Origin of the sequence: Fictibacillus fluitans (assembly GCF_030418125.1) — a bacterium.
GTDB lineage: Bacteria > Bacillota > Bacilli > Bacillales > Fictibacillaceae > Fictibacillus_C > Fictibacillus_C fluitans.
The window spans coordinates 1-12618 of sequence record NZ_JAUHTR010000023.1 but is presented as its reverse complement, the minus strand read 5'-3'; the positions used below and the strand labels follow the sequence as shown (position 1 = coordinate 12618).

The window sequence follows — 12618 nt, the reverse complement described above, 5'->3', positions numbered from 1 at the left end:
TCCCCTGCTTCCTGAAGCTTTGATCTATTTAATCACTTTTACTTTTACAGATTTCCTTCCCCATTGCTCAGCTTTAGACTGAGAGGAGAAGAATACATCGATGCGGTTTCCGTCGATTGCTCCGCCTGTATCGGCTGCAACCGCGTATCCGTAGCCTTCAACATATACTTTGCTGCCAAGCGGAATGACGCTCGGGTCAACGGCGATCACTTTTGCGTTCGGGTTTGCATGCAGGTTCACGCCTAGAGCGGTTTTACCGGTGCATCCTTCGCAGTTAGCTGTATATGCGGTGCTTGTTACATACAGTTCTTTATCTCCGGATGAGGATGGACTGCTCTTTCCGCGGGACACAACAACCGGCTTTGCTTTCGGTTTCGGCTGTGCTTTTGGCTGTGCTTTTGGCTGCGGTTTTGGCGCTGCCTTGGTTCCCACAGCAATCACCTTATCCTTACTTTCTTTAAGCGTTTTTTTACTTTTAAGCTTGCGGGATACTTCCTTCCCGTTTTCAAGTACGACCACATACTTTTTAGAAAGCCGGCCTTTTGAGCCTTCTTTTACTACTTTCTCCTTGCCCTTTGCCAATTCCCCGTCTTTATGCTTAACAGTGGCAAACGGTGTATCTTCCTCAACTACATCGGTGACCTTTTTCACCCGGGTTATGTTAACTTTCATTCCGTCTTTTAGTTCGGTCTTTTTCGCTGGTTTTACGCGATCAAGATCTCCCAATTTCACTTTGTCTTGCTTTAAAAGGTCAGCGACCGTAGTCGAAGTGGTCCAGACTTGCTTTTTCTTGCCCCCGACAACAAGGTCTACAGAGACAGCTTGCTGCAGGTTGATTTCCTGCTTGTCTTCGATTGGTGTATTTAATGCAGGCTGTAATTTATCGTGCTGGTTTACGCTGATATCGCGTTCACCCAGAAATTCTTTTACTGTACCGGCAGTTGTCCACACGGTCTGCTTTTCCCCGTCCACCGTAAAGTTCAAGCGGTGTGCAGGCGTGTATTGTATCTGCATGCCGTCTTTAAGCGGCTCATTTAATCCTGGCGTTACTGCATCATGGCGGTTTAGTTTAATTCCATAATCAGAAAGTGCATCCCTAACATTTTCAGCGTGCGAACTAAACGATTTCTTCTTTCCGTCAACCATGATGGAAACATCTGTTTTCGAAGTTTCATAGCCTACGAAACCTGTTGTCACAGCCAGAACGATGATAGCCGAAGCAGCCAATATGAGCTTTTTCGTCATAAAATTATAAAAAAGCTTTGCTTTGCTCCTGTTCATTTCACCTATTCCCCCTTCACAAAGATTGAAGTATAATCGCAGATTTCTCTGTTGTCAAATCCCCCCTTGTTTTCAAATGATTGGAACATGGCCGATTTACACTTGAAGCCGGGTGGAATGAACGGGGAGACACCCCTATCATTTCCCCACTCATCCCTTGCTATTGCCGGGTTTTTCACAACGGTTTGACCGAGCACTCAGTCGCTGATCTGATACAAGCGCTTCGCATTTTCGGTCGTTTTTTTAACTAAAGCTTCCAACGGCATTTCTCTTAATTCTGCTATGGCCTCAGCCACATATTTTACATATGATGGTTCATTTCGTTTTCCCCTGAGCGGGTGAGGACTTAAATAAGGACAGTCCGTTTCAATTAAAAGCCGGTCAATCGGAATCTCTTTTGCTACTTCCTTCGGCTTTTTCGCGTTTTTAAAGGTCACGGGGCCGCCAAATGAAATATAAAAGTTCATATCCATGCATTCCTTCGCCACTTCAAGGCTTCCGCTGTAGCAATGCATAATTCCGCCGACTTCTTCGGCTCCTTCTTCTCTCAGAATATCAACGACGTCCTGTGTCGCATCGCGATTATGAATAATAATCGGGAGCCTTACCTTTTTCGCCAGTTGAATCTGCTGCCGGAACACGCGCTTTTGCACGTCCTTCGGTGACTTGTCCCAATGATAGTCCAACCCCATCTCGCCAATGGCCACGACTTTCGGGTGGTCCGCAAGTTCTTCAATCCATTGCAGATCCTCCGGTGTCATATCCACCGCATCCACAGGGTGCCATCCTACAGCTGCATAGATAAAATCATATGTATCAGCCAATTTTAGAGCGCCTTTGATTGTCGGCTGGTCAAAACCAACAACCACAATATGTGAAATTCCTTCATCCAAAGCTCTTTGAATCACGTCTTCAAGATCTTCTTCAAACTGAATTGCATTTAAATGTGCGTGTGTATCAAACATGAAGATTACCCTCCTATTAACACTTTCACAGTTTATCATACCTTTGTCCTATAACACCAAGTCGTCCGTATAACAATTGCATTACAGAATTATTACATACTGGAAAATCAGCGGTAAATATAGGGATTTTTTGATCGAATTCCCTCTTTTTCTTCTTTTTTATACAAAAAAAGGAAGCCCTTTTAGGCTTCCCATTCGACGCTGTTCTATTTTACTTTCGCACCATTCGGCAAACTTTGATCTACGGTTGCCAATGTGAGCTGATCGCCGGCTGAACCGGCAAGGATCATGCCTTCTGACAGTTCCCCGCGCAATTTAACCGGTTTGAGATTCGTTACACAAATCACTTTTTGTCCGACAAGGTCTTCGGGGCGGTAGAACTTTGCAATCCCTGAAACAACCTGTCTTTTTTCATAGCCCAGATCCAGCTGAAGCTTCAAAAGCTTGTCCGCTTTCTTTACCGGTTCTGCTTCAATGACCTGTGCCACCCGAAGATCAACTTTCATGAAATCATCAATTGAAATCTCATCTGATTCTTCTTTTTCAACAACGGGCTGCTGTGGTTTTTCTTCCTCTTTCGCTGCAGGAGCACCGCCCATTGATTCTTTAATGTAGCTTACCTCTTCCTCTGTTTCCAGACGAGGGAAGATCGGGTTTCCTTTTTGGACCTTTGTTCCTTCAGGAAGCTTGCCGAATTCATACACTGTATTCCAATCGGTCAGCTCGCCTTCCTTGATGCCCAGCTGGTTCCAGATCTTTGCTGGCGCATTGGTCAAAAATGGCTGAATCAGGATGGAGACCACTCGGATGGATTCAGCCAGGTGATACATAACAGAACCCAGGGCTTGCTTGTCTTCTTCGTTCTTGGCCAAAATCCAAGGCTGTGTTTCATCAATATATTTATTCGTGCGGCTGACAAGCTGCCAAATGCTGCTCAATGCTACTGAGAATTCCATGTTTTCAAGAGATTCTTCCGTTTTCTTGATGGCCTCCTGAGCAAATTCAACCAGGCTCTGGTCATAATCCGTTACATTCCCCTGGTAAGCAGGAAGGGCGCCGTCAAAATACTTGTTGATCATGGCAACCGTCCGATTGACCAGGTTTCCAAGGTCATTGGCCAGGTCATGGTTGACTCTGTCGACGAAGCTTTCCGGTGTGAATACGCCGTCAGAACCAAATGGAACTTCACGAAGCAGATAATAGCGAAGCGCATCCAGGCCATAGCGGTTGATCAACGTAACCGGATCCACCACGTTTCCTTTGGATTTGGACATTTTGCCGTCTTTCATTAACAGCCATCCGTGCGCGAACACCTTTTTCGGAAGCGGAAGCTCAAGCGCCATCAGCATGATCGGCCAGTAAATCGTATGGAAACGGACAATCTCTTTACCTACCAAATGAACATTGGCCGGCCAGAATTTTTTATACTTCTCATCATCATTGTCAGAGCCGTATCCAAGAGCTGTGATGTAATTGGACAACGCATCAATCCACACGTAGATCACATGCTTCGGATTGCCCGGTACCTTCACGCCCCAGTCGAACGACGTACGGGAAACCGCCAAATCTTCCAGACCCGGCTTAATGAAGTTATTGATCATTTCGTTTTTTCGGGACTCTGGCTGGATAAAGTCAGGGTTCTCCTCATAAAACTGCAGGAGACGGTCGGCATATTTGCTCATTTTAAAGAAATAGCTTTCTTCTTTAACACGCTTAACTTCCCGTCCGCAATCCGGGCATTTGCCGTCAACAAGCTGAGTCTCCGTAAAAAAGGACTCACACGGCGTACAGTACCAGCCTTCATATTCGCCAAGGTAAATATCACCCTGATCCAGCAGCTGTTTAAAGATTTTTTCAACACTTTCCTTATGACGGTCCTCTGTGGTGCGAATGAAATCATCGTATGAAATGTCAAGCTTTTCCCAAAGTTCCTTGATTCCGGTAACAATCTCATCCACATACTGCTGTGGGCTCACATTGTTTTCTTCCGCTTTTTGCTGAATCTTCTGGCCGTGTTCATCGGTTCCTGTCAAATACATCACATCGTAGCCCTTCAAGCGCTTGTAGCGCGCAAGCGCATCACCCGCAACGGTTGTATACGCGTGGCCGATATGGAGTTTTCCGCTGGGGTAATATATAGGCGTTGTAATATAAAATGTTTTTTCTCCCATAATAAATTCCTCCGGTATAAAAATTTAATAAACTATGAAAAAAGCCCCTGCATAAGGAGGGACATGTTATTTACAGGAAAAGTGAAAACAACTGGCACCTATTCGATTTGGGTAAAAAGAAAAAGTGTAAAAAAATGTTTCTTCTGGGACATAAAATACAAAGCAGGTGCGAAATCACTTTATGTAAATACTTTCATTATGCTCTTTTCTTCACTCAAAATATACCTAATACCACAAAGTGATGTCAAGGTAAACAGGATGAACAGGGAAGAACAGGCTAAGAGGGTATTTTTTAAAAGTCAGTTTTGTCGAAAATTGACGAATTTATCAAGCGTAATTTCCAGTAATAAATTTGAAAATAAAGAATAAAATTCTAAGCCTATTTTTACCTTATTCCTTTAACATTCTGATATGATTGAATTCAGAGGAAACAGGGTAAATAGATAAAGAAATTTTTATTTACAAAATAGTTGACCTAATCTGGAAATATTGTTATGATGAATCCGTAAGATTTTGTCGAATTCTGACGATTATATAAATATAGATAAAAAATCAGGTTTAGATATTCCACTATTCGGGAGGAGATTACTAAAATGAAATCTACAGGTATTGTTCGTAAAGTTGATGAGCTAGGACGTGTGGTAATTCCAATCGAATTACGCCGTACTCTTGGAATTGCAGAAAAGGACGCATTGGAAATTTATGTTGATGATGACCGCATCATCCTTAAAAAGTACAAGCCTAACATGACATGTGCTGTAACTGGTGAAGTTTCTGATGACAACTACTCACTAGCTGGCGGAAAGATCATTCTTAGCCCAGAAGGCGCAAAAGAAATCATGAACGAACTTCAAAAACAGCTTCAAACTTCAAAATAATAAAAACGGCCTCCTGTAAACCAGGAGGCTTTTTTTATACTATTTTATTCTTGTTCGATGTGATAGGCCTGGTAGACTTCCCGCTTGGATACGTTTCGGTCTGTTGCAGCGCGTTTTATCGCCTCTTTGCTTTTTAACTGTTCCTGGTCCATGTAATGCTGTACATGTTCAACGACGGTAAACGGCTCCCACCATTCTGCCCCCGCATTCTCTTCATCCAGTCCATGTTCCGATCCTTCTACAATGAGGCAAAATTCTCCTCTGATCTCTGTGCTTTTTGCCCACTCCTGAACTTCCGTTAAAGAGCCTCTTATAAACTCTTCATATTTCTTCGTTAATTCCCTGGCCATCGAAAGCTGCCGGTCCCCCAGCACTTCATGCATAAGCGATAGCGTTTCCTTTAAGCGGTGGGGAGATTCATAAAAGATCATCGTAAACGGATAGAACTTCATCCGCTCCAGCTGTTCCCGCTTCTCTTTTTTTCCCCGGGGAAGAAATCCATAAAAGTAAAAGTCCTTTGTATCAAGACCCGAAGCAATCAATGAGGACAGGGCCGCATTGGCTCCAGGCAAAGGGATTACAGGAATGTTTTCCGCTAAGGCACTGACAACCAGCTCATACCCAGGATCCGAGATGGCGGGAGTTCCTGCATCGGATACGAGGGCGATCGTCTTTCCTTCTTTTAACCGGTCCATCAGCTTCATTCCGCTTGTTTCTTTATTGTGCTCATGATAGCTGAGAAGCGGTGTCTGTATTTCAAAGTAATTGCAGAGCTTTTTGGTCTGCCGCGTATCTTCCGCCCCTATGTAATCCGCTTCCTTCATGATTCGTATCGCCCGGTAGGTCATATCCTCCAGATTGCCGATCGGTGTAGGAACCAGATAGAGCACGCCTGTTTCATGCTGCCCCTGATAGCTGCTTTGCTGCCACATGGCTCATTCCTCCTTCCACTTCTTATTTTGCGTAAAAAACGGTCTTCAATTCTTCTGTGTACTGCCCGTCTTCTCCATATACGGTAAGCGGCGGAAGAATATGAAGATCCGGCTTGCCATCCTTCATGCCTTCAATCAGCAGCATGTTGGCTTCACTGCCCTTTTTCGGATGGATAAATTGCAGCCGCTTTGGCTCGAGGCGGTATGCTCTCATGGTGCTTAAAATATCCATCAAACGCTGGGGCCGGTGGACAAAGGTAACCTTTCCGCCCTGTTTAACGAGCTTGCTGCTTACCGAGACGACGTCTTCCAGCGTACAGTAAATTTCATGCCTCGCCACAGCAAGATGCTCATTTTCATTATGGTCTTTCCGGTTAGCTGAGGGAAAGTAGGGGGGATTGCATAAGACCGCATCAAATCGGCCGTGCCCCAATTTCTCAGGGACATTCACAATATTGTCCGTCACCATGCTCACCTGATCCTCCAGACCGTTCAGAACAATGCTCCTTCTCGCCATATCGCTCAGCCGCTCCTGAATCTCCACGCCTGTAATTTGAGCGTTGGAGCGCTGGGTTAACAGCAGTGCCACAGCACCGTTTCCGCTGCAAAGATCAATAATTTTTCCCTTTTGGATAGGAATATAGGCAAACCTGCTGAGCAATACAGCATCCAGGGAAAAAGAAAAAACGCTGGGGCTTTGTATAATTTTCAGGGACTCGTCCACCAGGTAATCCAGACGTTCGTCACCTTGTAACCGGCTTTCCATTTCATCACTCTTTTCGAATTTTTGCCCTTACAACAGAAAAGAGTCTTCCCCAATGGAAAGACTCTTATTTTTTATTAAGGAATGAAAGACAAAACAGGCAGTCGCCCTCTGTCCGTACACTTCCGTAATGCAGATTGCAAATATGAAATCCTTCTTGATACAGCCTGGCCAGGTTGTCATAGCCTTCCCCGATATCTGCCGATTCTTGTGACAGTGACCGCTTTTTAACAGAGGATTTGGATCCCTTTTTTTCCAGTGGTTTCAGAGCACTTCGCAAATTGTAATTTTCCATTTGCAGGTTGTGATTCTGTTCCAATAAAGCGACTAGGTCTGCTTTTAAGTCTCCAATTTGCTCCGTTAAAGCTGCCAATTGCTGCTCCATATGGGTCACCCGGGAAAAAATTTGATCTTTCTCCACGTGCTTTCCACCTCATTATTCTGTAGCTTGCGTAAATAATTCCTTTTCTTTCATGAGCTCATCAATTGTGTATTCTGTTACTTTTTCAAGTTCAGGCAGATTGACCTGCACAAGTTTCTCGAGCATATTCAATCCTACTACGCGACCTCTTCCATCAGGAGTGGCAATGTACTCGCCAACATCCGGAAGCTCTTTTTTGACTTCTTCATAATAGTCATTTTCGTATTTCAAACAGCACATTAAACGGCCGCAAAGCCCAGAAATTTTCGCCGGATTCAGCGAGAGATTCTGATCTTTAGCCATCTTGATTGAGACGGGTTCAAAGTCACCAAGAAAAGTTGAACAGCACAGCATTCTGCCGCATGGACCGATTCCGCCAAGCATCTTGGCTTCATCACGAACACCGATTTGACGAAGTTCAATCCGTGTTCGGAAAATAGAAGCAAGATCCTTAACGAGTTCACGGAAATCGATGCGTCCATCCGCTGTAAAATAAAAAATAACCTTATTCCGGTCAAATGTATATTCAACATCCACCAATTTCATATCCAGCTTATGCTCGGTGATTTTCTCAGTGCAAAGATGAAAAGCTTGTTGGGCAGCTTTTTTGTTTTCGTCAACCGCAAGTGTATCTTTTTCGTTTGCGGTTCTTACGACTTTCTTCAGAGGAAGTACAACATCATTCTCCCCAACCTGCTTCTTATCTATAACGACTTTTCCGTACTCAATACCGCGTGCTGTTTCGACAATTACGAAAGAATCTTTTATGATTTCAAGGTCGCCAGGATCGAAATAGTATATTTTTCCCGCTTTTTTAAAACGGACACCAACTACTTCATACACAGGCTTTTATCCCTCCCGTAATCGTAAAACCAGCTGCTCCATGAGGAGCTGTGGATTTACGTTTGCACCTAGACGTTGCTTGGCAGTTAATACCGCCAGCATGTTCTCACTGATTCGTTTCTGTGAGGTATGTAGAGCTTGTTGCTCCAACGCCTGCCGCTGATCGACAAATACCAGGTGCTCCGGCTCTGAAAGCTGTATAAATAAAAGATCTTTGTACCAGATCAATAAAAGGCTTAATGCGTTGTCGAGTTGATCTCTTTCCTTAAAAAACGACAACCAGTTTTCCTGTAATGAAACAAGAGCCTGATTGGGACGACTTCTCAACTCTTCAGTTAATTGTATCACTTTGTCTCGTGCTTGTGCAAACCACTCTTCCCTACAAATTTCGACCGCTTCTGACTTATCACTCGTCAAAGCTGCTGCCATTGAAGCCATGGGCAGAGAAATTCCCTCATCCTGAAGCACTCCGATCAGCTGATCAGAGGGAAGCGGTGAAAAAGAAAGCACCTGTGAGCGTGACATAATAGTCTCAAGCAACCGGTGCACCTGCTCAGTCAGCAAAATGGCGATGGTGGAAGAAGAAGGCTCTTCCAGAAATTTCAGCAGACTGTTGGCAGCCTGTACAGTCATTCGGTCAGCATGTTCGACAATATAAACCTTCTTCTCAGACTCCATGCCATGATAGGCAAATTCCTTTTGCAGACCGCGTATTTGATCGATCTTAATGGATTGTCCGTCCGGCTGAACGACATGAACATCGGGATGATTGCCTGAATCGATGCGTCTGCAATCCTTGCATTCTCCGCAAGGTTCAACATCTGTTTTCTCCCGGCATAAAAATGTTTTTGCAAGCTGCAGGGCCACGTCCATCTTGCCGGTGCCATGGCCTCCCTCAAAAACATAAGCATGAGCAAGACGTTCTTTCCTGACAGTGTTTGTTAACGTTTTAACCACCCGTGGCTGACGCTTAGTTAATTGTTCCCAGCTCATTTTTTCCACCTACATCTACAGATTAATCAACAGCCCCTTCGTTTCGCCAACCTGATCAGGAAGGACCTATAGATCTTCCTTCTATATCATCATTTTTATATTCAAAACTGCTGAAAACTTTCAATCGGAAGAACAAATACAGTTGCGCCTCCAACTTCAACTTCAACAGGATAAGGGACGTAAGCATCTGCATTGCCGCCCATAGGAGATACAGGGGCAACCAGCTGATTGCGGCTCTTGCAGTTTTCTTTGATGATTTCCATGACGCGATCCACCTGGTGATCTTCCACACCAATCATAAATGTCGTGTTGCCAGCCTTCAGGAAACCTCCTGTCGTGGCAAGCTTGGTTGCACGAAATTCATGTTTGACAAGAGCATCTGCCAGCCGGTTGCTGTCTTTGTCCTGTACAACTGCAATGATCATCTTCATCCTTTGTATCCCTCCTGCTTTTTATTATTTATATCGGTTCGCTAGAAGTAATTTAATATCCTTTATGATTTCATCAAAAACTTCATCCATGCCCTGATTTCCATCAACAAGCAGGAAACGTTCCCTGTTCTCTTCATAAATTTTTTGGAAGCCCGATCTGACCCGTTCATGGTAATCAAGCTCTTTCTGCTCAATACGGTCAAGCCCTTCTCCGGAGTACCGGCTCACCATGCGCTGTCTCCCGATCTCGGGGGACACATCAATAAGGTAGCTGCGGTCCGGCTTCAAGCCTCCGGTTGCAAACGTGTTGATGCGGGTTACATCTTCTACGGGAATACCAAGGCCATATGCCTGGTAGGCGACAGAAGCGTCCACAAACCGGTCGCACAGGACCAATTTCCCTTCCTTTAAAGCGGGGACAATTTTCTCCTTTACGTGCTGTGCACGCGACGCGGCATAAAGCAATACCTCTGTCTCATCCGCCATTTCGGGATGGGCGGGGTCCAGGATTAATGACCGGATTCTGTCACTGACCGCAGTTCCTCCCGGTTCCCGGGTTAAAATAAAAGGAATTGAACGTTCCTTTAAAAACTCCGCCAACTTTTTAATCTGAGTGGATTTGCCTGATCCATCAGGGCCTTCAATGGTTATAAATAATCCGTTCACTAGCACTCTTCCTTCTGTTCTGCAAATACGTATATTTTATGTTCCTGTCCTCCATGGAATCTGGCTCCCTGGCAGGACAAGTACTGATATTCTTTAATCATGTCTGCTGTGATCCGTTCCCCTTTGGCAATTAAAGGAATGCCTGGCGGGTACGGAATAATCGCTTCTGCCGCTATCAATCCCTCTGCTTCTTTAAGAAACACAAGATCGGTCTCCATTTGCGCCAATTCCTTGTAACTTTTCTCAAGAGCGCTTATTTCCCCCGGCGGGACAGATAACGAAATTTGTCGAAATTGTTCCTCGTGAAACATTCCTTCCGAAACGGCTTCTTTTATCTTTTCAATGATTTCAGCCAAGTCCGGAATCTTTCCCAATGGAAGAACAAACAATACATTGGATGGATCGGAAAGCTCGGTATAAATTCCTTTTTTCTCAAATATATGCTGAAGTTCGTATCCTGATAATCCCCTGGTACTCTGCACAGTTACTTTCAATGGATCCAGTTCGCAGCCTGGTGAAGCTTCCAGCACACAAAGTTCGACAAGTTCATTTAATGAATTGCGGAAGTGATCTGAATCCAGCTTGATTTGTTTAAAATCATTAGAAGAAAGATTTGCGGTATATGCTCTGGCCAAATCAAGAGAGGCCATTATGGGATAGGAAGGTGAACTTGACTGCAGGGCTTGTAAATAATGTCTTACCCTGTTTTCGTCAATTCGAAAACTGTTTGAGTGCAGATAAGCGCCCATTGTCATGGCAGGCAGAGTCTTATGGGCAGAGTGCACAACCATATCTGCTCCGGCTTTTATGGCACCATCCGGAAAATATGGGCTGTGTCCCAAATGAGCACCATGTGCCTCATCCACCAGCACGACCAATTCTTTCTGATGCATATACTCAATAATCTCTGCGAGCCCCAGAACCATGCCATAGTAATTTGGAGAAGTAAGGAGAATTCCTTTAGCATCGGGATACTTGTCCAATGCCTTTTTGACACTTGAAAGGGAAAGACCCGTCGCAAATTGCCCTGCCGGATCCACTTCCGGCGGCAAAAAAACAGGCTTCAATCCTGCCAGCTCAAGCCCGTTTAACACAGACTTATGGCAATTGCGCTGAATGAGGACAACATCCCCTTCCTTAAAAGCGGAAAACAGCATAACAAGGTTCCCTGCTGTACTTCCGCCAACAAGGAAGTAACTGTGCCTCACATTATAAAAATCAGCGGTCAGCTGCTGCGCCTCATGAATCGCTTCTGCCGGTTCATGAAGATCATCCAGCCCCGTCAGTTCTGTCACATCAAAAGGTAGCATCGATGAGAACGTCTCATTTCGCTCATATCCAATCGTTCCATTCTTGTGGCCCGGTACATGAAAAGACCATTTTGCATGCTGACGATGCCGCACGAGGGCATCGTACAATGGTGTTTGTTGTTGTCCCATCTGTTAATCCTTTAATCCTTAAATAGTTTACTTTCCTTTATTTTAGCATAACTTGATACCCACTGCTTTACCCACAAAGAGAAAACAGGCCCGCGGGGGCCTGTTTAGACAGAGGAATTAACCAGTTTCAATTTTCTTAATTGATTCAGATAGTGTTTATAATATTCATCATTGGTCTCCGCAGAAACTATTTTTTCTTCACAATCCATACAAATGTACTGATGTAAAATATGAATGCCGGTTTGTTTCTTTTCTTCACAAACCAAGCATATTTCCCCTGCTTGCTGTTTTGATGATTCCATTATTCATCCACCTCCGTTACTTCCATTCTTCCCAACGTGCAGTTCCTCTATACTCTCGTACCTTACTAAACTTGTTTTTTTCTTCTTGGGCTCTAGTTCAATGTATGTAAAGCAGAATTTGTTCGTGTCTGTCTCGAAAATAAAAGCCTATATCTCGTGTTGAGCTGAAAAATCAGTTCTTTTTTGAGGAATTAGGATGTTTGGAAAGAAAGGGGATAAGTAGTGATCTTTGAGGAGAGTTTTTTTGGGTTTTGCGAAGAGGAAAAGGACTAATTAGGGGTTTTTGGTGTGGGCGGAGCTGGGGAGTGGGCTGATTCGGTTCTTCGTGGCCTTTTTGATCTCTCTGGCGCTGCGTTACTTGCGGTTCGACACCGTTTAGTTGCGGTACAGGCTTGAATACTTGCGGTTCGACAACGAATAGTTGCGATGTTATCTCCATTACTTGCGGTTCGACACGATTTACTTGCAGATCACGACATTTTCATCGTTTCGGCAACACAAAAAAGCACCGCTGATTTCTCAGCAGTGCTTCA

Annotated in this window: 14 protein-coding genes; 2 read left to right on the top strand and 12 right to left on the bottom strand. The window is 44.4% G+C overall.

Features of this window, described 5'->3' with window-relative positions; all coding sequences use genetic code 11:
- Positions 1-24 precede the first annotated feature (24 nt).
- From QYB97_RS23420 to metG, 3 genes are all read right to left on the bottom strand, one after another.
- Complete coding sequence (locus QYB97_RS23420; protein ID WP_301168422.1) at positions 25-1281, bottom strand: resuscitation-promoting factor; 1257 nt, start codon at positions 1279-1281, stop codon at positions 25-27.
- A gap of 197 nt (positions 1282-1478) precedes the next feature.
- A complete protein-coding gene (locus tag QYB97_RS23415) occupies positions 1479-2246 on the bottom strand; it encodes a TatD family hydrolase (RefSeq protein ID WP_301168421.1) in 768 nt (255 codons plus the stop codon).
- A 206-nt stretch (positions 2247-2452) separates the two neighbouring features.
- Positions 2453-4417 carry a methionine--tRNA ligase gene (gene metG, locus QYB97_RS23410; protein WP_301168420.1) on the bottom strand — a complete coding sequence of 655 codons (1965 nt, stop codon included), beginning with the start codon at positions 4415-4417 and terminating at the stop codon, positions 2453-2455.
- A gap of 63 nt (positions 4418-4480) precedes the next feature.
- Here metG and QYB97_RS23405 point away from each other — a divergent pair, with 63 nt between their 5' ends.
- A complete protein-coding gene (locus tag QYB97_RS23405; RefSeq protein ID WP_301168419.1) occupies positions 4481-4786 on the top strand; it encodes a hypothetical protein in 306 nt (101 codons plus the stop codon).
- A gap of 224 nt (positions 4787-5010) precedes the next feature.
- A complete protein-coding gene (abrB, locus tag QYB97_RS23400; RefSeq protein WP_061975985.1) occupies positions 5011-5295 on the top strand; it encodes a transition state genes transcriptional regulator AbrB in 285 nt (94 codons plus the stop codon).
- Positions 5296-5339: 44 nt separating this feature from the next.
- On the opposite strand, the gene rsmI is transcribed toward abrB, so the two are convergent.
- From rsmI to QYB97_RS23355, 9 genes are all read right to left on the bottom strand, one after another.
- Positions 5340-6227, bottom strand: a complete 888-nt coding sequence (gene rsmI, locus QYB97_RS23395) for a 16S rRNA (cytidine(1402)-2'-O)-methyltransferase (protein ID WP_301168418.1) — start codon at positions 6225-6227, stop codon at positions 5340-5342.
- 22 nt (positions 6228-6249) lie between these two features.
- Positions 6250-6993 carry a tRNA1(Val) (adenine(37)-N6)-methyltransferase gene (locus tag QYB97_RS23390; RefSeq protein WP_301168417.1) on the bottom strand — a complete coding sequence of 248 codons (744 nt, stop codon included), beginning with the start codon at positions 6991-6993 and terminating at the stop codon, positions 6250-6252.
- A 64-nt stretch (positions 6994-7057) separates the two neighbouring features.
- A complete protein-coding gene (gene yabA, locus QYB97_RS23385; RefSeq protein WP_301168416.1) occupies positions 7058-7411 on the bottom strand; it encodes a DNA replication initiation control protein YabA in 354 nt (117 codons plus the stop codon).
- Between the two features lie 15 nt (positions 7412-7426).
- The gene (locus QYB97_RS23380) at positions 7427-8254 is read right to left on the bottom strand and encodes a PSP1 domain-containing protein (RefSeq protein ID WP_301168415.1); all 828 of its coding nucleotides are present in this window, start codon (positions 8252-8254) and stop codon (positions 7427-7429) included.
- Between the two features lie 6 nt (positions 8255-8260).
- Positions 8261-9247: a DNA polymerase III subunit delta' gene (holB, locus tag QYB97_RS23375; RefSeq protein ID WP_301168414.1), complete on the bottom strand. Its 987-nt coding sequence runs from the start codon at positions 9245-9247 to the stop codon at positions 8261-8263.
- 101 nt (positions 9248-9348) lie between these two features.
- Entirely contained in the window at positions 9349-9678 is a 330-nt protein-coding gene (locus QYB97_RS23370) for a cyclic-di-AMP receptor (RefSeq protein WP_301168413.1), read from the bottom strand.
- Positions 9679-9702: 24 nt separating this feature from the next.
- Positions 9703-10344 carry a dTMP kinase gene (gene tmk, locus QYB97_RS23365; RefSeq protein WP_301168412.1) on the bottom strand — a complete coding sequence of 214 codons (642 nt, stop codon included), beginning with the start codon at positions 10342-10344 and terminating at the stop codon, positions 9703-9705.
- Positions 10344-11783, bottom strand: coding sequence for an aminotransferase class I/II-fold pyridoxal phosphate-dependent enzyme (locus QYB97_RS23360; protein ID WP_301168411.1), 1440 nt, complete (start codon positions 11781-11783; stop codon positions 10344-10346). The genes tmk and QYB97_RS23360 overlap by 1 nt, the downstream gene beginning before the upstream one ends.
- 104 nt (positions 11784-11887) lie before the next feature.
- Positions 11888-12085 (bottom strand): sigma factor G inhibitor Gin, encoded by a 198-nt coding sequence (locus QYB97_RS23355; RefSeq protein ID WP_301168410.1) that lies wholly within the window; start codon positions 12083-12085, stop codon positions 11888-11890.
- Positions 12086-12618 lie beyond the last annotated feature (533 nt).

Bases quoted from the DNA above. Each gene is read 5' to 3' on its own strand.
- QYB97_RS23420 (WP_301168422.1), bottom strand. From the start codon at position 1,281: ATGAACAGGAGCAAAGCAAAGCTTTTTTATAATTTTATGACGAAAAAG.
- QYB97_RS23415 (WP_301168421.1), bottom strand. From the start codon at position 2,246: ATGTTTGATACACACGCACATTTAAATGCAATTCAGTTTGAAGAAGAT.
- metG (WP_301168420.1), bottom strand. From the start codon at position 4,417: ATGGGAGAAAAAACATTTTATATTACAACGCCTATATATTACCCCAGC.
- QYB97_RS23405 (WP_301168419.1), top strand. From the start codon at position 4,481: ATGTTATTTACAGGAAAAGTGAAAACAACTGGCACCTATTCGATTTGG.
- abrB (WP_061975985.1), top strand. From the start codon at position 5,011: ATGAAATCTACAGGTATTGTTCGTAAAGTTGATGAGCTAGGACGTGTG.
- rsmI (WP_301168418.1), bottom strand. From the start codon at position 6,227: ATGTGGCAGCAAAGCAGCTATCAGGGGCAGCATGAAACAGGCGTGCTC.
- QYB97_RS23390 (WP_301168417.1), bottom strand. From the start codon at position 6,993: ATGGAAAGCCGGTTACAAGGTGACGAACGTCTGGATTACCTGGTGGAC.
- holB (WP_301168414.1), bottom strand. From the start codon at position 9,247: ATGAGCTGGGAACAATTAACTAAGCGTCAGCCACGGGTGGTTAAAACG.
- QYB97_RS23370 (WP_301168413.1), bottom strand. From the start codon at position 9,678: ATGAAGATGATCATTGCAGTTGTACAGGACAAAGACAGCAACCGGCTG.
- QYB97_RS23360 (WP_301168411.1), bottom strand. From the start codon at position 11,783: ATGGGACAACAACAAACACCATTGTACGATGCCCTCGTGCGGCATCGT.
- QYB97_RS23355 (WP_301168410.1), bottom strand. From the start codon at position 12,085: ATGGAATCATCAAAACAGCAAGCAGGGGAAATATGCTTGGTTTGTGAA.